This window comes from Kineococcus mangrovi (assembly GCF_041320705.1).
GTDB classification, from domain to species: Bacteria; Actinomycetota; Actinomycetes; order Actinomycetales; family Kineococcaceae; genus Kineococcus; species Kineococcus mangrovi.
The window spans coordinates 37,842-58,644 of the sequence record NZ_JBGGTQ010000007.1 but is presented as its reverse complement, the minus strand read 5'-3'; the positions used below and the strand labels follow the sequence as shown (position 1 = coordinate 58,644).

Sequence of the window (20,803 nt, the reverse complement as noted above, 5' to 3'; positions counted from 1 at the left end):
GGCTCAGACCGGGGTGACCGCCCCGTCGTAGGGGCGGAACTCCACGTCGGCGTACAGGTCCTCGCGCGGGTCGTGCCCGTGCTCGAGGTGGTCGCGCGACCCCCACACGTGGACGGGGACCCCCTCGGCGGAGATCGCGGGCCAGCCCGGGTCGCCCGTCGCGGCGAAACCGGTCCACGCCTGCACCACCCGCCGCGACAGGGCGGCGGCGGCCGGCGTGGGGAAGACCCCCCGCACCCGGGGACCGAGGCGCGGGACGCGACGGGCCAGCGGCAGGACGGGCACGGCGTGCAGGAACGGTTCCATCGCCTGCGGGTTCCCGAACGCGAACGGCACGTCGAGGCCGTGGGTCGCCCCGAACCGGCCACCGAGGGCCGGGGAACGCCACGTGAAGCGGGCCAGGTGCGTCCGGCCCCCGCGGGCGGTGTGGGCGCGGGCGAAGCGGCGCGAGGGTTCGGCGAACAACGCGTCCGACAGCAGCGCGTCGCCGAGCACACCGGGGTCGGCGCCCGGCAGCAGGGCGCGGTAACCCTCCACCGCCGAGGGCGGCAGCCCCACCGCGGCCGCGAACGCGGCCACGTCCTGCAGCGAGGAGGCGACCGGGGCGAAGCCGCTGCGGGAGAACAGCGTCCACTCGTCCGCGACGGTCTGGACGAGCAGGTCCACGGCCGGGTCGCCCCCGGCGCGGGCGCCCTCCATGAACGGACCCGCCACCACCTCGCCGTCGACGACGGGGTGGTACAGCAGCGGGACGGAGCCGCGGACACCGGCTTCGGGGTCGGACGCGAGGTCCTGGGCGACGGCGTCGGAGGCGGCGAGCAGCCGGACCGGCGGCAACCCGGCGAAACCCTCCCGGGTGGCGGGCACGCGCGCCGCGCGGGCGACCCGCTCGGCGATGCGCCCGGCCTGCGCCGCGGTGTACGTCTCCCCCGTCGTGCTCGCCGTGATCGCGCGGTGGAACAGCCCCCGGGCGGTGAGCGTGCACATGAGGGCCGCGACGGAGGCGGCGCCGGCGGACTGACCGGCGATCGTCACGCGGTCCGGGTCGCCCCCGAACGCACGGACGTTGTCGGCCACCCAGCGCAGCGCCGCGACCTGGTCGAGCAGACCGCGGTTGTGCGGGGCCCCGGGGACGGCCCCGAAACCCTCGAAACCCAGGCGGTAGTTCATCGACACGACGACGAAACCCCGGCGCACCCAGGCGCCGGGGTGGTACCCGGGCGCCGACCCGGACCCCGAGACCCAGCCGCCGCCGTGGATCCACACGAGCACCGGCAGGTCGCGGGGGAAGTCGGCCGGCACGTGCACGTCCACGGTGAGGTGGTCCGGGCCGGCGGCCGGGGACCAGCCGTAGCCCGAGCGCGGGTCCTGCGGGGCGACCGGCGAGGGGTCGCGCGCCTCGCGGACGCCCTCCCAGGGTTCGACCGGCGCCGGGGCCGCGAACCGGCGCACCCCGACGGGTGGTGCCGCGTAGGGGATGCCGCGGAAACCGACCACGCCGCGGTCGGCGGCCCGGCCGCGCACCCCGCCCGCCGTCGTGACGACGACCCTGGGCACGTCCGACACACCTCCACCGCCGTACTCGAGTTCCACGGATCCCTCGGCGAGGCCGGGGGGACGTCCCGCCGAGGGATCCTGGTCCCGAGGTTACAGCGCGAGCACGTCGGCGTCGGCCGAACGCGCCGCCGCGCGGCGCGCGTCCTGCGGCGAATCCGCCGCCAGCGCCGCACCGGCCATCTCGACGCAGGTGCCGAGGTCGGTCCGGGACAGCGCGAACCGGACCGCCGGCACCGCCGCCGCCGCCATCGACAGGCTCCGCACGCCGAGACCCACGAGGACGAGGGCGAGCAGCGGGTCGCGCGCGGCCTCACCGCACACGCCCACGGGGACCTCGACCGTGCCGGTGGCCTGGACCAGTTGCAGCACGGCGGGTTGCCACGGGTCGAGCAGGTCGGCGAGGTCGCCCTCGAGGCGGTCGGCGGCCATCGCGTACTGCGTCAGGTCGTTGGTGCCGATGCTGACGAAGTCGAGCCCGGCGGCCACGAGCTGGCGGGCCCGCAGCGCCGCGGCGGGGACCTCCACCATCGCCCCGACCGTCGGCAGCCCCGCGGCGCGGGCCTGGGCGGCGAACTGCGCGGCCTCGGCCGGGGTCGAGACCATGGGGGCCATGACCCACGGGTGCGTCCCGGTCCGCTCGGCCGCCGCGGCCAGGGCCGCGAGCTGCGTCGTCAGCAGTTCCGGGTGGCGGCGCGACGTGCGCAGCCCCCGGACGCCGAGCGCCGGGTTCTCCTCGGCGGCGACCTCGACGAAGGCCAGGGGTTTGTCCGCTCCGGCGTCCAGCGTCCGCACGACGACCTTGCGGTCGCCGAAGGCGGTGAACACCCAGGCGTAGGCGTCGGTCTGCTCCGCCAGCGAGGGCGCGCCGGCCCGGTCGAGGAACAGGACCTCGGTGCGGAACAGCCCCACGCCCTCGACGTCCAGCGCCGCGGCGCGGTCGGCGTCCTCGAGCGTCCCGACGTTGGCCAGGAGCTGCACGGCGGTCCCGTCGGCGGTCCGGCCGGGACCGCCGGCCGAGGCGGCCAGCGCCGCGCGGGCGGCGCGGCGGGCCGAGATCTCCGCGCGCACGGCGCGCGGCGGGTCGGGCGTCACCGTGCCGGCACGGGCGTCGAGCGCGACGTCCGTGCCCGCGGGCAGCGCCAGCGCCCCGGCGGCGCGGACGACGCAGGGGATGTCGAACTGCGCCGCGATGATGGCGGTGTGGCTGGTCGGCCCCCCCAGTTCGGTGACGATCCCGACGACGAGGGAGAGGTCCAGCGCCGCCGTGTCGGCCGGGGCGAGGTCGCGGGCCACGACGACCGAGGGACCGGTCAGCTGCGGGACACCGGGTTCGGGCAGCCCCAACACGCGGGCCACGACGCGGTCCCGGACGTCGCGCAGGTCCGTGACCCGCTCGGCGAGGTAGGGGCCGCTGGCGGCCAGCACGGCGCAGAACTGCTCGACGGCCTCGTCGACGGCGGTGGCCGGCCCGGACCCGGCCGCGAGCCGCTGGTCGACGACGGCGAGGAGCCCGGGGTCGGCGGCCATGAGGGCCGTGGCCTGCAGGACCTCGCCCGTCGTGCCCCCCGCCGTCTCCGCACGCCGGCGCAGTTCGGCGGCGACGGCCTCGAAGGCCTCCCGGACGCGGGGACCGGCACCGGGATCGGCGGGTTCGTCGGCCGGCGGACGGGCGGCCGGGGCGAGGACGACGGCCGTGCCCACCGCGGCCCCCGTCCCCACGCCCACGCCGTGGAGCAGGGGGTGGAGCTCAGGCATCGTGGTCGGTCTCGACCAGCTCGACGAGGGAGTCCAGCGCCGCGTCGGCGCCCTCCCCCTCGGCCGTGAGCGTGACCTGGTCGCCGTGCTTGGCACCCAGGCCCATGACCATGAGGATGCTGCGCGCGTCCACGGGTACGCCCTCGCCGACGGCGACGGTCACCGGCAGACCGGTGGCCGCGGCGGCCTGGACGAACAGCGAGGCCGGGCGGGCGTGCAGCCCCACGCGGGAGGCGACGGTGGCGGTGCGGGTGCTCATCTCGGGGGTCCTCCTCAGACGTTCACGGATCAGACGGTCGCGGGCTGGGCGGTGGCGGGGGCGGTCTGCGCCTCGGGAGCCTTGCGGTGGAACCCCTTGAGGGCGATGACGGCCACGGCGGTGACGGCGGTGCCGATGAGGATCGCCAGCAGGTACAGCAGGGGCTGACCGACGAGGCCGAACACGACGATCCCGCCGTGGGGGGCGCGCAGGGTGTTGCCGAAGGCCATGGTCAGGCCGCCGGTGAGGCCGGAACCGATCATCGCGGCGGGGATGATGCGCAGGGGGGCGGCGGCCGCGAACGGGATCGCGCCCTCGGTGATGAAGAACGCGCCGAGCAGGACCGCGGCCTTGCCGTTCTGCCGTTCGGCCTCGGTGAAGAGGTTCTTGCGGACGAACGTCGCGAGCGCGATGCCCAGCGGCGGGGTCATGCCGGCGGCCATGACCGCGGCCATGACCTTGAGCTCGACGGGGCTGCCCGAGGACGTCGCGACGGTGGCCAGACCGGTGGTGGCGAACGTGTACGCGACCTTGTTGATCGGGCCGCCCAGGTCGGCGGCCATCATGACGCCCAGGATCACGCCGAGCAGGACGATCCCGCTGCCGGACAGCGAGTTCAGGCCGGCGGTGAGTTCGTCCATGAGCCAGGCGATCGGCCGGCCGAGGACGACCAGCATGGCGCCGGCGGTGACGAACGTGGCGACCAGCGGGATGACGACGACGGGCATGATGCCGCGCACGGCGTTCGGCACCTTCAGCCGGGCGAGGGCCAGGGCCACGAAACCGCCGAGGAACCCGGCGACGAGGCCGCCGAGGAACCCGCTGCCGACGGTCACGGCGATGGTGCCGCCGACGAAACCGGGGGCGATGCCCGGGCGGTCGGCGATGCCGAAGGCGATGAACCCGGCCAGGACGGGGACGAGGAACCCGAAGGACGCCGCGCCGAGGACGAAGAGCAGGCCGGCCCAGGCGTCGGCGGACAGCGGGTCGAAACCGGAGATGAGGTCGGCGGCGGTGACGTCGGTGATCTGGTACCCGCCGATGAGGAAGGCGAGGGCGATCATGATGCCGCCGGCGGCGACGAACGGGATCATGTAGCTGACCCCGGTCATGAGCCACTGCCGCACGCGGGTGCCGACCCCGGCGTTCGAGGTGACCTTGGTGGCCAGGGCCGGACCGGCGGCCGGAGCCGGGGTGGAACCCTTCGGTGCGGCCTCGACCGCGGCGACCGCGGCGGCCACGACACCGGGGGCGTCGGCGACGGCCTTCTTGACGCCGACGTCGACGAACGGCAGGCCGGCGAACCGGTCCTTGTCGCGGACCTCGAGGTCGGCGGCGTAGATGACGCCGTCGGCCGCGGCGATGACGGCCGGGTCGAACGGGGCCGAGCCGGCCGACCCCTGCGTCTCGACCTGGACGTCGTGCCCGGCGGCCTTGCCGGCCTGCTCGAGGGCCTCGGCGGCCATGTACGTGTGGGCGATGCCCGTGGGGCAGCTGGTGATCGCGACGAACCTCATCGTCCGTACACCTCCGTCAGGACGGTCGAGGCCACGGCCGCGGCGTCGGGCGCCTGGAGGAGGGACTCGCGGAAGGAGACGTGCACGAGCTTGCGGGCCAGGGCCGCGAGGATCTGCAGGTGGTCGGCCTCGCCCTCGGTGGGCGCGGCGATGAGGAACACGAGGTTCGCCGGGCCGTCCGGTGCGCCCCAGTCGATGCGCTCGCCGGAGACGACGCGGCCGACGGCCAGGCTCGGGACCGTCACGGCCGCCGAGCGGGCGTGGGGCAGGCCGATGCCGCCGGGGATCCCGGTGGCCATCTGCTCCTCGCGGGCGGCCACGTCGGCGAGGAACTGCTCGAGGTCGGTGACGCGCCCGGCGGCGGCCAGCGTCTGCGCCAGCTGACGCGTCGCGTCGACGCGGTCGGTCGCCACCAGGTCGGTGAGGACGAGTTCGGGAGCGGTCAGGTCGGTCATCGCTGCAGGTCCTTCACGAGGGTGTCGGGATCGGGATCGGTCAGGGTCCGGACGGCGGTGGCCGCGCGGGAGGTCTCGTCCTGGCCCGGGACGGCACTGCCCGGGAGCAGGACGGCGGCGCGGCCCCAGGCCACGGCCGTCGCCAGGCGCTGGGCGGGGGTCCCGCTCGCGTGCAGGAAACCCGCGAGCGTGCAGTCCCCGGCGCCCACCGTGCTGAGGGGGACGAGGGGTTCTCCCCCGGCCCACACGACACCGTCGTCGCCGACGAGCAGGGCTCCGGCGCCGCCGAGGCTCACCAGCACCTCGCCCACACCGCGCTCACGCAGTTCCGCCGCGGCGGCGACGACGTCGCCCACGGTGTGCAGTTCGCGGCCGAGCAGTTCGGCGAGTTCGTCCTCGTTGGGTTTGAGCACGTCCGGGGCGGCCTCGACGGCGGCCCCCAGCGCGGGCCCGCTGGTGTCGACGGCGGAGCGGACGCCGGCGCGCCGGGCGGCGCGGACGAACCGCGCGTGCAGGTCCAGGGGGGCGCCCGGCGGCAGGGAACCGCTGCTGACGAACCAGTCCGGGTCGTCATCGAGGCCACACGAAACGCTGCGCTGCAACGACTCCACGTCGTCGGCCGTGAGTTCCGGGCCGGGTTCGTTGAGTTTGGTCGTGGTGCCGTCGGCCTCGACGACGGTGGTGTTCGTGCGGATCGTCCCGGTGATCGGGACGGTCAGCGCGCGCACCCGCTGCGGGGCGAGCAACGCCTCGAGGCGGGCGCCGTCGACCCCGCCCGAGGGCAGGACGGCGGTGGCCGGGTGGCCGTGCCGGGCCAGGGCGCGGGCGACGTTGACGCCCTTGCCGCCGGCCTCGACGGAACCGGCGAGGGCCCGGTGGACCTCGCCGCGGGTGAGGACGGCGAGTTCGACGGTGTGGTCGAGGCTCGGGTTCGGGGTGACGGTCAGGACCTTCACGCGCGCACGACCCGGGGGCCGGCGGCTTCGACGTCCCCGAGGATCTCGGGGTCGGTCGCGGAATCGGTGATCACGGTGTCGACGGCCTCCAGGTCTGCGACGTGGGCGAAGTCGTCGCGGCCGAACTTGGTGTGGTCGGCCAGCACGACGGTGCGCCGGGCGGAGGAGATGAGGGAGCGCTTGACGGCGGCCTCGGCGAGGTCCGGCGTCGTGAGCCCGTGCTCGACGGTGAGGGCGTTCGTCCCGAGGAAGCAGACGTCGGCGAACACCTCGGCGAGGGCGCGTTCGGCCCACACCCCGACCGCGGCCAGGGTCCGGCCGCGGACGGTGCCCCCCACGACGTGCAGGGTCACGTTCGGGCGGGTCGCCACCGTCTGGGCGACGACCTGGGCGATGGGCAGGGCGTGGGTGACGACCGTGAGCTCGCGGTCGGTGGGCAGCAGTTCGGCCAGGCGGGCCGTGGTGGTGCCGGCGTCCAGCAGCAGGGTGCCGCCGTCGGGCAGCTCGGCCAGGGCCGCGCGGGCGATCCGGTCCTTCTCCGGGCCGGCGACGTCCTGGCGGTCGGGGACGGCCAGCTCGGCGCCGAGCCGTTCGACGGGGATGGCCCCGCCGTGGACGCGGCGCAGGACGCCGCGGCGTTCGAGGACGGTGAGGTCGCGCCGGATCGTCTCGGGCGTCACGTCGAGCAGCTCGGCCAGCGCGGTGACCTCGACCCGGCCGACGCCGCGCGCCGCGTCCAGGATCGTCTGGTGCCGCTCCGGTGCGTACATCTACCTGCTCCTGCTGACGTCCTCGTCGTTGCTGACGTCCTCGTCGGGTCCGTTCTCGCCCGGTCCGTCGGGCTGGGACAGTTCTACGCCCGATACGGGCAGTAAGTCAACACATCGGACCCAAACAGACACCCGTTCTGTCCGGAACGCAGGACGCCCCCGGTTCGCGGTGAACCGGGGGCGTGCGCGGTGCGCGATCGCGCGGGGGACCTCAGGCGTCGATGCGGTCCCGGTCGAGGTTCTCGGCCCCGGCGATGATGAAGTCCTTGCGCGGGGCGACGTCGTTGCCCATGAGCAGCTCGAAGACGCGCTCGGCGACCGCCCCGTCCGAGACCGTGACCCGGCGCAGCGTCCGGTGCGCGCGCTCCATCGTCGTCTCGGCGAGCTGGTCCTCGTCCATCTCCCCCAGCCCCTTGTAGCGCTGCGGTTCCTTGTAGGTGCGGCCCCGGCGGGTCAGGTCGGTCGTCACGCGGCGCAGCTCGGCGTCGGAGTAGGTGTAGACCACCTCGCGCTCGCGCCGGCCGGCGCCGTTGACCTCCACGCGGTGCAGCGGCGGCACGGCGGCGAACACGCGGCCGGCGTCGATGAGGGGACGCATGTACCGGAAGAACAACGTCAGCAGGAGCGTGCGGATGTGGGCGCCGTCGACGTCGGCGTCCGTCATGAGCACGATCTTGCCGTAGCGCACCGAGGCCAGGTCGAAGCTGCGCCCGGACCCCCCGCCGACGACCTGGATGATCGAGGCGCACTCGGCGTTCTTCAGCATGTCCGTGACGGACGCCTTCTGGACGTTGAGGATCTTGCCGCGCAGCGGCAGCAGCGCCTGGTACTCCGAGTCCCGCGCGCCCATCGCCGTGCCCAGCGCGGAGTCCCCCTCGACGAGGAACAGCTCGGTGTTGGCGACGTCGTCGGAGCGGCAGTCCTTGAGCTTGGGCGGCAGCGAGGAGCTCTCCAGCGCGTTCTTGCGGCGCTGGGTCTCCTTGTGCAGCCGCGCCGAGATGCGCGACTTCATCTCGGTCACGACCTTGTCGAGGACCGCCCCGGCCTGCGCCTTGTCCTCCCGCTTGCCGCTGGTCAGGACGGCGTTCAGCTCCCCCTCGACGACCTTGCGGACGATCCCGCGCACCGCCGCCGTGCCCAGGACCTCCTTGGTCTGGCCCTCGAACTGCGGTTCGGCCAACCGGACGGTGATGACGGCGGTCATGCCGGCGAGGACGTCGTCCTTCTCCAGCTTCTCGTCCTTGCCGACCTTCAGGCGTCGGGCCTGGGCGTCGACCTGCGCCTTGACGGCCGCGTACAGGCCCTGCTCGAAGCCGGACAGGTGCGAGCCGCCCTTGGGGGTGGCGATGATGTTCACGAACGTGCGCACCGTCGGGTCGTACCCGGTGCCCCAGCGCAGCGCGACGTCCACCACGCAGTGGCGCTGGACGTCCTGCATGTCCATGTGGCCGGAGTCGTCGAGGACGGGCACCGTCTCGGTGAACGTGCCCTCCCCCTGCAACCGCCACACGTCCGTCACGGGCGCGTCGGGAGTGAGGAAGTCGACGTACTCCCCGATGCCGCCGTCGTGCTGGAACACCTCCTCGGTCACCTGCGCCGGGTCGCCCGAGCGCTCGTCGCGCACGACGATGCGCAGCCCCGGGACGAGGAAGGACGTCTGGCGGGCCCGCGCGGTGAGGTCGGCGAGGGAGAACTCCGCGTCCTTGAGGAACACCTGCGTGTCGGCCCAGTAGCGCACGCGCGTCCCCGTCGCACCGCGCTTGGCGCGACCGACGACCTCCAGACCCGTGGCCGGGGTGAAGGGGGCGTCGGGACCGTCGCCGGCGTACCGGCCGGGCGCGCCACGGCGGAAGCTCGTCGCGTACGTCTTGCCGCCGCGGTCGACCTGGACGTCGAGGCGGGAGCTGAGGGCGTTGACGACGCTCGCGCCGACGCCGTGCAGACCGCCGGAGGCCGAGTACGACCCGCCGCCGAACTTGCCGCCCGCGTGCAGGTGGGTGAAGACGACCTCCACGCCGGACAGGCCGGTGCGCTTCTCGACGTCGACGGGGATGCCGCGGCCGTCGTCGTGGACCTCGACCGAACCGTCGGCGTGCAGGACGACGACGATGTCCTGGCAGTGCCCGCCCAGGGCCTCGTCGACGGCGTTGTCGATGATCTCCCACAGGCAGTGCATGAGGCCGCGCGAGTCCGTGGACCCGATGTACATCCCCGGCCGCTTGCGGACGGCCTCCAGGCCCTCGAGGACGAGCAGGTTGGCGGCGGTGTACTTGTCCTCCGAGCCGGAGTTGCCGGAGGGGGTCGAGCTGGGGGGAGTCACCCGGGCAGGGTACGGGGCCGGGCCGACCCGGTCGCGGAGGCGCCCGGCGGCGCCGGTGTGACCGACGACACCTCCGCTAGGAGCGAACGGGTTGCTCCAACGGCGTGGGAACGCGCGCGAGCTGCCGAAGGTTGGGGAAGAGTGTCCGGTGGGAGCAGCAGCTGCCCGCCAGCGTGCACGACCCGGAAGGAGTCGCGGAGTGACCACCGCCATGACCACCCTCAGCCAGAGCCCCATGACCGCCTCGGACCGGTGCGACCGGTGCGGCGCACAGGCCTACGTGCGGGTCCAGCTCAACGCCGGTGGTGAGCTCCTCTTCTGCGCTCACCACGGCCGCGAGCACCGCGAGGCCCTGCGCGCCGCGGGCGCCGACATCCACGACGAGTCGCAGAAGCTCGCGGCGACGTCGTCGACGGCCGCCCTCGACGAGCGCTGATCCCGACCCCGCACGACCGGCGAGCCCGGCGTCACCATGGGTGACGCCGGGCTCGTCGTCGTCGCCCTGGCGATGGCCGTCGGCCTCGTCGGCATCGTCGTCCCCGTCCTGCCGGGCACCGTCCTCGTGGCGCTCGCCGCCCTGGCCTGGGCCTTCGCCGAGGGCGGGTGGGCCTGGGCCTGGTTCGCCGGTGTCGCCGTCCTGCTGGGCGCCGGTCAGGTCGCCATGTACCTGCTCCCGGGCCAGCGGATGACCCGCGCGGGCATCCGCAAGCGCACCCTGCTGCTCGGCGCCGTCCTGGGCGTCGTCGGGTTCTTCGTCGTCCCCGTCCTGGGGCTGCCGCTGGGCTTCGTCCTCGGGGTGTTCCTCGGTGAGCTGCTCGCCGCGGCCGACGTCCCCGACCGCGGCCGCCACGCCTGGCGCTCCACGGTCGTGGCGTTGAAGAACGTCGGCCTCAGCGTCGCCCTCGAGGGCGCCGCTGCCCTGGTGGCGAGCACCGTCTGGGTCGTCGGAGCGCTCACCCTGCGCTGACCCCGACCGGCTGGGCCCCGACCGACGACCGGCACCGCCTGAGCCGCACGCACGAACGGCCCGACCGGAGTGCTCCGGTCGGGCCGTTCGTTCGACGTGGACGTCAGTCCAGGTAGTCGCGCAGGACCTGCGAGCGCGAGGGGTGCCGCAACTTCGACATCGTCTTGGACTCGATCTGCCGGATGCGCTCGCGCGTCACGCCGTAGACCTTGCCGATCTCGTCCAGGGTCTTCGGCTGCCCGTCGGTCAGCCCGAAGCGCATCGAGACCACACCCGCCTCCCGCTCGGAGAGGGTGTCGAGCACCGAGTGCAGCTGTTCCTGCAGGAGCGTGAAGCTCACGGCGTCGGCCGGCACGACCGCCTCGGAGTCCTCGATGAGGTCACCGAACTCGGAGTCGCCGTCCTCGCCCAGCGGCGTGTGCAGCGAGATGGGCTCGCGGCCGTACTTCTGGACCTCGACGACCTTCTCCGGCGTCATGTCGAGCTCCTTGGCGAGCTCCTCCGGAGTGGGTTCGCGGCCCAGGTCCTGCAGCATCTGCCGCTGGACGCGGGCGAGCTTGTTGATGACCTCGACCATGTGCACCGGGATGCGGATGGTGCGGGCCTGGTCGGCCATGGCGCGGGTGATGGCCTGGCGGATCCACCACGTCGCGTACGTCGAGAACTTGTACCCCTTGGTGTAGTCGAACTTCTCGACCGCACGGATGAGCCCGAGGTTGCCCTCCTGGATGAGGTCCAGGAACAGCATGCCGCGGCCGGTGTAGCGCTTGGCCAGGGAGACGACGAGGCGGAGGTTGGCCTCGAGGAGGTGGTTCTTGGCGCGCCGGCCGTCCTCGCTGATCCACCACAGCTCGCGCTTGAAGACGGGGTCGATGTCGTCGCCGGAGTGCAGCTTCTCCTCGGCGAACAGACCGGCCTCGATGCGCTTGGCGAGCTCGACCTCCTGCTCGGCGTTGAGGAGGGCGACCTTGCCGATCTGCTTGAGGTAGTCCTTGACCGGGTCGGCCGTGGCCCCCGCCGTCGAGACCTGCTGGGCCGGGGCGTCGTCCTCGTCGTCGTCGCGCAGCACGAAGGCACCGCCGGCCTTCTTGCCCGCCTCGCCCTCGGGCGCCTCGACGGCGACGTCCTCGTCCGCCACGACCTCCTCGGGACCGACGTCCTCGAGGGGTTCGTCGACGGGCTCCTCGCCCTCCCCGCCCGGAGCGGCCTTGGCGCTCGTCGTGGCCGGCGCCTTGGCCGTCTTGGCGGTCTTGGCGGTGGACTTCTTCGCGGCGGTCTTCGCCGGGGCCTTGGTCCCGGCCGCCGCGGCGGGTGCGGCGAGCGCGCCGTCCTCGTCCTCGGCCGGGGCCACGGCGCGCTTGGCGGTGGGCCGGGCCGTCTTGGTGGCGGTGGCCGTGGACGTCGCACGACGGGCCGAGGCCGCCGCGACGGCGCGCTTGGGCGCCTCGGCGGGCACCTTCACGGTGATCCCGTTGTCGTCGAGGGCGCGCAGCACGGCCTTCATGCGCTGCACCGGCAGCTGGGCGTCCTCGCACGCCGCCCGGACGGACTGCGCGTCGACGTAGCCGTGGGTGGTTCCGTGCTGCAGAAGCTCCTGGAACGGAGCGGAAGCGAACTCTGGCGGGAGCGGCCGGGAGGTCGGTACCGACGACACGGACTGCCTTTCGTCGTGGGCGGAACGGGGCTGCGCGGGCAGCAGCCAGCAATGTCAACACCGGCGGGCGGGTGCTTATGCCCACGTGGGAGACAAACGCTGATTCTTGCACGGATCGGCGGACGAGGCGGCGCGACACCACCCGCGGGGCCCGGACCCCGCCGGCCGGGCTGCGCCCGGGGACTCAGTCCTCGGGCTTGACCGCCAGGACGGGGCACGGCGCGTCGAGCAGGATCCGCTGCGCGCTGGCGCCCAGGATGAGCTTGCCGACGGGGGTGCGCCGGCGCAGCCCGATGACGATGAGGGAGGCCCCGGACTCCTCGGCGGCGGTGATGAGGTCGTCGGCGGGGTCGTCGGAGTCGGGCACCTCGCGCACCTCGACCGACAGGCCGGCCTGCTCCAGCTCAGCGCGCACCGTGTCGTGGACGGCCGCGAGCTGCTCGGCCTCCTCGGCGTCGACCTCACGGCCCGGGCGACGGCTGTGCACCACCACCAGCGGTGCGGCCAGCCGGACGGCCGCCCCGCCGGCCCGCGCCAGCGCGGCCCTCCCCTCGGGGTTGGCCACGTACCCGACGACGATCCCCATGCCGCACCCTCCAACGTCGTAGACGATCCGGAACCGTACTACGCGCGGGCCTGCGCGCCGACGGGGCCTCCCGCACCGGTGGGGAGCGCCGGGGCGGGTGCCGCACCGGCGGCCCCCACCAGCGCGGACGGCCCCGGACCGTGGCGGACCGCACCGTCGAGCAGACCGGCGAGGCGGTGCCGCGGGTCCTGCCGCAGGGCCTGCTCGGCGCAGGCCCCCGCCCGCACGGGCCGGCCCGCCACCCGCTCCAGCCAGCCCGCCACGGCCCACGCCTGCGCCCCGCCCCGGCTCCCGCCGCACCGGGCCACCTGGACCGCCAGGTCCGCCGCCGCCCCCGCCCGCACCGGGTCCACCTCCTGCACCAGCGCGCGGGCCGGGTGCTCGGCGCCGCCGGCCGCCGCGGCGGCCCCCTCGGGCCGCAGGAGGTGGCGCCGGGCGCGGCGGGTCCCCGGCCCGCGGCAGCCGGACAGCAGCACGGCGTCACGCACCCCGACCTGCTCCAGGGCCCGCAGCAGCCGCCCGCACCAGCCCGCGTCGAGGACGGGCGCCGGGCCGGCGACCGCCTCCTGCACGGCGCGGTCGAAGGTCGCCACGAGGTCGCGCGCCTCGGCCGGGGGCACCGGCGCCCGGCGCGCGGCTGCGGCCCGCGCGCACCGGTCGGGGTCGGCCGGCGTGGACGGCGGCAGGCTCGCCGCGCGGTCCGGTGCCGCGGCGAACCCGCGCCAGACGGCCTCGGCCCGCACCCGGAGAACACCGCCGGAGGCCGCCGCGGTCACGGGCCGCTCCTGGCCACCGGGCGGGCAGCACGGGCCGGAGCACGTCAGGGTCCGCCACCGGCCGGCACCGACGAGCAGGTGGTCCCCCGCCGCCGGAGCGCCCGCGTCCCGCAGCGCCTCCAGCCCCGACCGGAGGGCGTGCGACGTCGCGGCCGCTCGCGCACCGGGCAGCAGGACGGCCGGCGTGGCCCGGGCGTCGGGGGCGTGGAGGACGACGAGCAGTTCGGACCCGGGCCGGGCAACCCGGCGCACCAGCCGCAGGCACTCCTCGGCCACGGCCCGCGCGGCGGCCCTCGACGCCGGCCCGTCCGCCGCGGCGGGCAGGTCCGCCCGCACCAGCAGCCCCGGGGAACGGCGGCCGGTCCCCCCATCGGGGGCGGACAGCTCCACCAGGAGCACCGAGTCGGCCGGGTGGAAGCCCAGGAGGTGGGGCAGGACGGCCAGCAGCTCGGCGGGACCGGACACCGGGAGCGGGGGCGGGGCGCCGGGTGGGGTGGGTCGGGAGGTGGAGGGCACGGGGTCACCCTGCGGCCGGCGCCGGACGGGGGCGGCCCGGCGTCCACAGCCGGGGGCCGGATCAGGGCCGGGCGCGCCTGGGGGGACGAGGTCGACCCGGTCCCCGCTCGTCCACCGCGGGGTCGGGCGTCATCGCGGGGTCGACACCGGGCACCTGGCCCGGTCGCGGTCCCCCGCGACCGCCGCGGCGCACGTAGTCGTCCGTCGCCGCCCGCACCGAGGTGGCGACGAAGGCGGCGACCAGACCGTCGTCCAGCAGCCCGACGAAGGACGTCCACAGCTCCGGGACCGCGTCCACGGGCGAGACCAGGTACGCCGTGCCGAGGGCCGCGGCGGCCAGGCGCCGACGACCGGCCCCCGTCCAGCGGCCCGTCACGGCGTCGCGGACCATCCACGGCAGCAGGCGCAGCCGCAGCGTCGTGCGCGCGTCCAGGGCGGGGGCCGCGCGCAACGGCCCCGCCGCCACGGCGCGGTGCCGCCTCACGCCGGGCCCTGCACCGCCTGCGCCGCTCCGGCGGTCAGCGGCGGCAGCGCGTGCTCGGCGTTCTTGGTGATGCGGCGGAACATGACCGTGTCCGCACCGGCGCCGACGGCGCCGCCCACGACCGGCAGCGCGCGCTGGGGCAGCCGCAGCAGCCCCCGCGCGCCGAACTTCGCGACGAGGCGGAAACCGACGCCCTTGTTGACGAGCATGAGGACGGGCCGCGGGACGCGGGAGGTGACCAGCGCGACCAGGCGCCCACCGGTCGGCAGCCCGGCGGACTTCAGGACGTCGGTGGCGTCCGCGCCGATGAGCGTGAGCAGGACGGCCGAGCGCACCTCGGGCTTCGTCGTGTCGTAGCCGCGCAGCTCCGCGATCGCGGCGACGGCCCGAACGGCGAGCACGTGGAAGCCGAAGACGTTGGCGGGCAGCGCGACGGGCAGGGTCAACAGCCCGCCGAGACCCGTCACGAAGCCGTTGCCGGCCACGAGCCGGGAGTGCTGACGCACGACGGCGTGCACGGCGGACTCGGTGCTCGGGTGCTCCGCGCGCGCGGCCCGCGCGACCTCGGCGGCGCTGTCGAACGGCCCCAGACCGTCGATGCCCACCTTCAGCAGCCGCGTCACCAGGTCGACGGACCGCTGCTCGAGCGCGGAGGGCTCGGCCTCGGAGGACTTCTTCTCGTGGCGGCTCACGGCCTCGACGCTAGCCGGTGCCGCGCCGGGCGCCAGCCGGGGAACGCTCCTCAGCGGGCGGGGTCCTGCTCGCTGAGGTAGGCCGCGACCTCGGCGACCCCGCCGTCGACGTAGCGGCGGCGCGCCCACGGGCGCGGCGGGCGCTGGGCCGAGGCCACCGGCGGGCGGTCGGCCTGCGGGAAGCGCGCCGGGTCCAGGTGGCGACGCAGGGCGCGGCGGTCCCGCAGGAAGGGCACCACGAACAGCGCGAGGAGGCACATCTCGAGGAAGGTGGACATGCTTCCTCCTCGGCAGCCCGCCGCCGGAACTTCACCACCGGACGCACCGGCCGACCGCGGGGTCGCGCGGGGCGGGTGGCCTGGTTGGATCGCCCGGTGCCCGATCGACCCCGACCCACCCGTCGTCCGCGCGGCACGCGCCCGCCCGCGCCCGCCTCCGCCACCCCCGTCGAGGGCGAGGAGGCGATCGCCACGGGCACCGTGCGCCTGGAACGGGACCCCGACGACCCCGACGGCTGGACGGTCCTCGTCAACGGGGTCCCGAGCTCCTACGTCGACACCGCCGACCCCACCCGGCTCGTCTTCGAGTACCACCAGTGGACCGCCGCCGTCCTCGACGCCGTGCACCCTCCCGGCCCCCTGCGGGCCACCCACCTCGGCGGGGCCGGTTGCGCCTTCCCGCGCTGGCTCGCGGCCACCCGGCCGGGCTCGCGCCAGCTCGTGCTGGAGGTGGACGCCGAGCTGGTCGAGGTCTACCGGCGCAGCTTCGGCGCGAGCGGCCCGGCGGGCTTCAAGCTGCGGGCCGCGGACGCGCGCGCCGGGCTGGCGCCGCTGCCCACCGGCAGTCAGGACGCCCTCGTGCGGGACGCGTTCGCCGGGGACGCGGTCCCGGCGCACCTGCGCACCGTGGAGTTCCTCGCCGAGGTCGACCGCGTCCTGGCCCCCGGCGGCCTGTGGGTGGCCAACCTCGCCGACCGCCCCCCGATGCCGAACTCCCGGGCCGAGCTCGCCACGGCCTTCGAGGTCTTCGCCCACGCGGCCGTCCTGGCCGAACCGGGGGTGTTCCGCGGCCGCCGGTACGGCAACGCGCTGCTCGTGGCGTCGCAGGAGGAGCTGCCCCGGCAGGCGCTGGTGCGCGCCCTGTCGGGGGGTGCGGCCCCGGCCCGCCTCGTCCTCGACGACGACGCGCGGCACTTCTGCGCGGGATCGCGCGTTCTGCACGACGAGCTGCCCGACGCCCCGGACGACGAGCCGGGCCCCCCACCCGCACCCCCGGAGGACACCCCCGCATGAGCACCACGGCCGAGACCGCCGCGCAGGCGGGCGGCCTGACCGGGTTCGTCCTCGACACCGTCGACACCCTCGGGGCCCCGGGGGTGGGGGTCCTGAGCTTCGCCGAGGTCGTCTTCCCCCCGATCCCCAGCGAGGTGGTGCTCCCGCTGGCCGGCTTCCTCGTCCAGACGGGTGCCCTCAACGCGGTGGCGGTCCTCGGCCTCGCCACGGCCGGGGCCTACCTGGGCTCGCTGGTCCTGTACTGGCTCGGGCACGCGGTGGGCCTGGAGCGGGCGGCCCGGATCGCCGGGCGGGTCCCGCTGATGGACGCCTCGGACGTGACGAGGTCCGCCGACTGGTTCCACCGCCACGAGGGGCTGGCGGTCTTCACCGGTCGCTTCGTCCCGGGCGTGCGCAGCCTCGTCTCGCTCCCGGCGGGAGCGGCCGGCATGAACCTGGTGAAGTTCTCGCTCTTCACCGTCGCCGGCAGCGGGATGTGGAACGCGCTGCTCATCGGTCTCGGGATGGCGCTGGGCACCCAGTACGAGCTCGTGGAGCAGTACGGGCACTACCTCGACTACGCGTTCTACGCCGCGATCGCCGGCGTCCTGGCCTGGGCCGTGGCGCGGCGGGTGCGCAGCCGCCGCGCCGAACGGGCCGGCGCCACCCGCTGAACCCCCCGCACGCGAGGACGGCGGTGACCCCGAGGGGTCACCGCCGTCCTCGCGTGCGGGGGGCGCTCAGCCCTGCGACTCGGACCCGTCGCCGGACCACTCCACGTGGAAGGACCCGTCGCGGTCCACGCGCTTGTAGGTGTGCGCGCCGAAGAGGTCGCGCAACCCCTGGACGAGCGCGGCCGAGGACCGTTCGCGGCGCAGGCCGTCGTAGTAGGCCAGCGCCGAGGAGAACCCGGGCGCCGGGATGCCGGCGTTCACCGAGTGCACGACGACGCGGCGCCAGGCCTCCTGGCCCTTCGCGACGGCGTCGGCGAAGTACGGGTCGAGCAGCAGCGAGGGCAGCTCCGGCGACTTCGCGTAGGCGTCCTTGATGCGGTCGAGGAACTTGGCGCGGATGATGCAGCCGCCGCGCCAGATGGTGGCCATGGCCCCCGGGTCGACGTCCCAGCCGTACTCCTGCGAGCCGGCGCGGATCATGTCGAACCCCTGCGCGTACGCGACGACCTTGGACGCGTACAGCGCGGCCCGGACGTCGTCGACGAACTGCTCGGCGTCGGCCTGCTCGACGAACCCGCCGGAACCCTCCGCCCCGCCGGCCGGGCCGGGCAGCACCGGCTGGGCGGCCTTGCGCTGCTCGGCGTGACCGGACAGGGCGCGGGCGAAGACGGCCTCGGCGATGCCGGAGACGGGGGTGCCGAGGTCGAGGGCGGTCTGCACCGTCCAGCGGCCGGTGCCTTTCTGCTCGGCCTCGTCGAGGACGACGTCGACGAGCGGGACGCCCTCCTGGGTCGGGTCGTCCTTGTCCAGGACGCGGGCGGTGATCTCGATGAGGAAGCTCTCCAGGTCCCCGGAGTTCCACGCGGTGAAGACCTCGGCCAGCTGCTTCGGGGTGCGGCCCAGACCGTGGCGCAGCAGGTCGTAGGCCTCGGCGATGAGCTGCATGTCGGCGTACTCGATGCCGTTGTGCACCATCTTGACGAAGTGGCCGGCGCCGTCGGGACCGACGTGCGTCGCGCACGGGGTCCCGTCGACGGAGACGGCGATGTCCTCCAGGACGGGCCCGAGCGTGGCGTAGGCGTGCTCGGACCCGCCCGGCATGATCGAGGGGCCGAGCAGGGCGCCCTCCTCGCCGCCGGAGACGCCGACGCCGGCGAAGTGGATGCCCTTCTCGCGCAGCGCGGCCTCGCGGCGGCGGGTGTCGAGGAAGTGCGCGTTCCCGCCGTCGACGAGGATGTCGCCCTCGGACAGCAGCGGGGCCAGCTCGTCGATGACGGCGTCGGTGGGGGCACCGGCCTTGACCATGATGATGATCGTGCGGGGCGAGGACAGGGAGTCGACGAACTCCTGCGTCGTGTACCCGGGGACGAACGTCCCCTCGTCGCCGAACTCCTCGACCAGCGCCCTGGTCTTGGCGTCGGTGCGGTTGTGCACGGCGGTCACGTACCCGTGCCGGGCGATGTTGCGCGCCAGGTTGCGGCCCATCACCGCCAGCCCGGTCACGCCGATCTGCGCCGTGCCGGCCTGCGCCCGGCCGTCCTGTCCCTGGGTCTGCTCGCTCACGCGCCGCATCATGCCGTGCCGGTCCCGGCGCGGGAACCGCGGGCCCGCAGCACGTCGCGGACCCGGGGCACCACGACCCCGTCGCGGGCCATGAGGGCGCGGGTCTGACGGCGGCTGACGAGGATCCCGGCGACCCCGAGGGCCCACAGCGGGAACTGCAGGGCGAAGGCGACCTTGAACGCCCCCAGGGAGTACGTCCCCGGCGTCCCCGCGCCCTGGGCGTCCAGCAGCACGCCGACGAGCAGGATCAGCACGACCGAGGCCGTGAACCCCATGACGTTGGTCATGCCCGTGGCCCCGCCGAGGCGGTGCGCGGGGTTGGACGTGCGGGCGTAGTCGAACCCGACCATCGACCCGGGCACGCCCGTGGCGGCGACGACGACGAGCAGCGCGAGCAGCGCCAGCGGGGCGCGCCCGGGCCACAGGAGCACGACCGCCCACACCACCGCCTGCGAGCCCACGACGGTGAGCACGAGCCAGGAGCGCCGCAGCGGGTGGCGGGCGACGAACGCGCCGAAGACCGGGCCCGCCCCGGCCGCCGTGACGGTGTAGAGCGTGAGCAGCGCGCTGGCGCCCGCCGGGCTCAGCCCCTGCCCGGAGACGAGGAACGGGAAGCCCCAGAGCGTGGCGAAGGCGTTGCCCGAGAACGGGGTCGCCCAGTGCGACCAGAGCCCCAGCCGGGTCCCGGGGTGCCGCAGCGCCGCCCGCAGGTCACCGCCCACCTGCCGCAGGGACCGGGCGACGCGCGGGTTCTCCCGCCCCGGCGGCACGTCGCGCAGGACGAGGACGGACAGCACCGCGGCCAGCAGCGTGAAGGAGGCCAGCCCCGTGTAGGCGCTCGTCCAGCCCGGCCCGTGCAGCAGCGCCACGAGCGGGACGAAGCTGAACACCTGGCCCAGCTGGCCGAACAGGCCGACGAGCTGGGTCGTGACGGGCACGCGCGAGGGCGGGAACCAGTTCGTGACGACCCGCAGGACGCTGACGAACGTCGCCGCGTCCCCCGCCCCGACCAGGACGCGGGCCAGGACGGCCTGCCACGTCTGGGTGCTGAGGGCGAGGACGAGCTGGCCGGCGCCCATGGTCGCGGCGCCGAGGACGACGAGGCGGCGCGGACCCCACCGGTCGATGAGCACCCCGACCGGCACCTGCAGGGCGGCGTAGACGAGGAACTGCAGCACCGCGAAGCTCGACAGCGTCCCCGCCGTGATGTCGTACCGGTGCTGGGCGTCGAGACCGGCGGCGGCCAGCGAGGTGCGGTTCGCGACCGTCACCACGTAGGCCAGGGCGCCGACGGCGAAGACGAGCCAGGCCCCGCGCACCCCCGTCGCGGGCCGGGCGCTCACGGCCGCACCGCCCGGAGGCGGTCCCCGGCCCGCCGGACGTGCTCGCGCACGAGGTCGGTCCACGCCTGCTCGTCGTCGCCGAGCAGGGCCGCGCGCTGGGCCTCGTGGTCGGCGAGCGCCACGGCGGTCCGGTCCGCCGAACCCCGCAGGTTCAGCACTCCCATGCGCATCTGCCGGTCCCGCAGGGAGTCGTAGACGCCGGCGAGCACCTCGTTGCCGGCGGCGCGGACGACCTCGGCGTGGAAGGCGCGGTCGGCGGTCGCGAAGTCCCACGTCGTCCCGGCGGAGGCGGCGCGGCGCATGGCGAGCAGGTGGGGGGTGAGGCGGTGGACGAGCTCGCCGCGCACCGCCCAGGCGCGGCGGGCCGCGTGCACCTCGACGAGCTCGCGGGCTTCGAGCACGTCCTCGACCTCGGCCGGGGAGACCGGGACGACGAGCGCACCGCGCTTGGGGATGAGGCGGACGAGCCCCTCGGCCTGCAGCCGCAGCAGCCCCTCGCGCACCGGGGTGCGGGAGACGCCGAGCTCGTCGGCGACCTCGCCCTCGGTGAGCAGGTGCCCTCCGGGCAGCGTGCGGTCGAGCACGGCCTGCTTGACGTGGGCGTAGACGCGGTCGGCGGCGGGCGGGGCGCCCGGGACGCGAGCTGGGGCGCGGGTGGTGTCCATCGTGCATCCATGCTAGCTGCATG

General features: G+C 75.3%; 21 protein-coding genes. 4 read left to right on the top strand and 17 right to left on the bottom strand.

Annotation, left to right across the window (positions count from 1 at the left end):
- Window positions 1-3: 3 nt before the first annotated feature.
- The 8 genes from AB2L28_RS15255 to AB2L28_RS15220 form a co-directional block, all read right to left on the bottom strand.
- On the bottom strand, window positions 4-1,557 hold the full coding sequence (locus tag AB2L28_RS15255; RefSeq protein ID WP_370719835.1) for a carboxylesterase/lipase family protein: 1,554 nt from the start codon (window positions 1,555-1,557) through the stop codon (window positions 4-6).
- Window positions 1,558-1,647: 90 nt separating this feature from the next.
- Entirely contained in the window at window positions 1,648-3,312 is a 1,665-nt protein-coding gene (locus tag AB2L28_RS15250) for a putative PEP-binding protein (RefSeq protein WP_370719834.1), read from the bottom strand.
- Entirely contained in the window at window positions 3,305-3,571 is a 267-nt protein-coding gene (locus AB2L28_RS15245; RefSeq protein ID WP_370719833.1) for an HPr family phosphocarrier protein, read from the bottom strand. Before AB2L28_RS15245 ends, AB2L28_RS15250 begins: the two co-directional genes overlap by 8 nt.
- 29 nt (window positions 3,572-3,600) lie before the next feature.
- The gene (locus tag AB2L28_RS15240; protein ID WP_370719832.1) at window positions 3,601-5,088 is read right to left on the bottom strand and encodes a PTS fructose transporter subunit IIC; all 1,488 of its coding nucleotides are present in this window, start codon (window positions 5,086-5,088) and stop codon (window positions 3,601-3,603) included.
- Window positions 5,085-5,543 carry a PTS sugar transporter subunit IIA gene (locus tag AB2L28_RS15235; RefSeq protein ID WP_370719831.1) on the bottom strand — a complete coding sequence of 153 codons (459 nt, stop codon included), beginning with the start codon at window positions 5,541-5,543 and terminating at the stop codon, window positions 5,085-5,087. The genes AB2L28_RS15240 and AB2L28_RS15235 overlap by 4 nt, the downstream gene beginning before the upstream one ends.
- Window positions 5,540-6,499 carry a 1-phosphofructokinase family hexose kinase gene (locus tag AB2L28_RS15230; RefSeq protein WP_370719830.1) on the bottom strand — a complete coding sequence of 320 codons (960 nt, stop codon included), beginning with the start codon at window positions 6,497-6,499 and terminating at the stop codon, window positions 5,540-5,542. Before AB2L28_RS15230 ends, AB2L28_RS15235 begins: the two co-directional genes overlap by 4 nt.
- On the bottom strand, window positions 6,496-7,269 hold the full coding sequence (locus tag AB2L28_RS15225) for a DeoR/GlpR family DNA-binding transcription regulator (RefSeq protein WP_370719829.1): 774 nt from the start codon (window positions 7,267-7,269) through the stop codon (window positions 6,496-6,498). Before AB2L28_RS15225 ends, AB2L28_RS15230 begins: the two co-directional genes overlap by 4 nt.
- Before the next feature lie 211 nt (window positions 7,270-7,480).
- A complete protein-coding gene (locus AB2L28_RS15220) occupies window positions 7,481-9,589 on the bottom strand; it encodes a DNA gyrase/topoisomerase IV subunit B (protein WP_370719828.1) in 2,109 nt (702 codons plus the stop codon).
- Between the two features lie 199 nt (window positions 9,590-9,788).
- On the opposite strand from AB2L28_RS15220, the gene AB2L28_RS15215 reads away from it, so the two are divergent.
- Both AB2L28_RS15215 and AB2L28_RS15210 read left to right on the top strand, forming a co-directional pair.
- The gene (locus tag AB2L28_RS15215; protein ID WP_370719827.1) at window positions 9,789-10,025 is read left to right on the top strand and encodes a DUF7455 domain-containing protein; all 237 of its coding nucleotides are present in this window, start codon (window positions 9,789-9,791) and stop codon (window positions 10,023-10,025) included.
- Between the two features lie 36 nt (window positions 10,026-10,061).
- Window positions 10,062-10,556, top strand: coding sequence for a DUF456 domain-containing protein (locus tag AB2L28_RS15210; RefSeq protein WP_370719826.1), 495 nt, complete (start codon window positions 10,062-10,064; stop codon window positions 10,554-10,556).
- A 103-nt stretch (window positions 10,557-10,659) separates the two neighbouring features.
- Here the strand turns inward: AB2L28_RS15210 and AB2L28_RS15205 are convergent, their stop codons facing one another.
- The 6 genes from AB2L28_RS15205 to AB2L28_RS15180 form a co-directional block, all read right to left on the bottom strand.
- A complete protein-coding gene (locus AB2L28_RS15205) occupies window positions 10,660-12,210 on the bottom strand; it encodes an RNA polymerase sigma factor (protein WP_370719825.1) in 1,551 nt (516 codons plus the stop codon).
- A 184-nt stretch (window positions 12,211-12,394) separates the two neighbouring features.
- Complete coding sequence (locus AB2L28_RS15200; RefSeq protein ID WP_370719824.1) at window positions 12,395-12,796, bottom strand: universal stress protein; 402 nt, start codon at window positions 12,794-12,796, stop codon at window positions 12,395-12,397.
- A 38-nt stretch (window positions 12,797-12,834) separates the two neighbouring features.
- Window positions 12,835-14,088 carry a DUF4192 family protein gene (locus AB2L28_RS15195; RefSeq protein ID WP_370719823.1) on the bottom strand — a complete coding sequence of 418 codons (1,254 nt, stop codon included), beginning with the start codon at window positions 14,086-14,088 and terminating at the stop codon, window positions 12,835-12,837.
- A gap of 61 nt (window positions 14,089-14,149) precedes the next feature.
- Complete coding sequence (locus AB2L28_RS15190; RefSeq protein ID WP_370719822.1) at window positions 14,150-14,572, bottom strand: DUF1232 domain-containing protein; 423 nt, start codon at window positions 14,570-14,572, stop codon at window positions 14,150-14,152.
- Window positions 14,569-15,264 (bottom strand): EcsC family protein, encoded by a 696-nt coding sequence (locus AB2L28_RS15185; RefSeq protein WP_370719821.1) that lies wholly within the window; start codon window positions 15,262-15,264, stop codon window positions 14,569-14,571. Before AB2L28_RS15185 ends, AB2L28_RS15190 begins: the two co-directional genes overlap by 4 nt.
- 50 nt (window positions 15,265-15,314) lie before the next feature.
- Window positions 15,315-15,542 (bottom strand): hypothetical protein, encoded by a 228-nt coding sequence (locus AB2L28_RS15180; protein WP_370719820.1) that lies wholly within the window; start codon window positions 15,540-15,542, stop codon window positions 15,315-15,317.
- A 96-nt stretch (window positions 15,543-15,638) separates the two neighbouring features.
- Here AB2L28_RS15180 and AB2L28_RS15175 point away from each other — a divergent pair, with 96 nt between their 5' ends.
- Both AB2L28_RS15175 and AB2L28_RS15170 read left to right on the top strand, forming a co-directional pair.
- The gene (locus AB2L28_RS15175; protein ID WP_370719819.1) at window positions 15,639-16,556 is read left to right on the top strand and encodes a spermidine synthase; all 918 of its coding nucleotides are present in this window, start codon (window positions 15,639-15,641) and stop codon (window positions 16,554-16,556) included.
- Window positions 16,553-17,209 (top strand): DedA family protein, encoded by a 657-nt coding sequence (locus AB2L28_RS15170; protein ID WP_370719818.1) that lies wholly within the window; start codon window positions 16,553-16,555, stop codon window positions 17,207-17,209. The genes AB2L28_RS15175 and AB2L28_RS15170 overlap by 4 nt, the downstream gene beginning before the upstream one ends.
- Window positions 17,210-17,275: 66 nt before the next feature.
- On the opposite strand, the gene gnd is transcribed toward AB2L28_RS15170, so the two are convergent.
- The 3 genes from gnd to AB2L28_RS15155 all read right to left on the bottom strand — a co-directional run bounded on the left by gnd (window position 17,276) and on the right by AB2L28_RS15155 (window position 20,780).
- On the bottom strand, window positions 17,276-18,694 hold the full coding sequence (gene gnd / locus AB2L28_RS15165; RefSeq protein ID WP_370720008.1) for an NADP-dependent phosphogluconate dehydrogenase: 1,419 nt from the start codon (window positions 18,692-18,694) through the stop codon (window positions 17,276-17,278).
- Window positions 18,695-18,780: 86 nt separating this feature from the next.
- A complete protein-coding gene (locus AB2L28_RS15160; RefSeq protein WP_370719817.1) occupies window positions 18,781-20,115 on the bottom strand; it encodes an MFS transporter in 1,335 nt (444 codons plus the stop codon).
- Window positions 20,112-20,780 (bottom strand): GntR family transcriptional regulator, encoded by a 669-nt coding sequence (locus AB2L28_RS15155; RefSeq protein ID WP_370719816.1) that lies wholly within the window; start codon window positions 20,778-20,780, stop codon window positions 20,112-20,114. Before AB2L28_RS15155 ends, AB2L28_RS15160 begins: the two co-directional genes overlap by 4 nt.
- Window positions 20,781-20,803 lie beyond the last annotated feature (23 nt).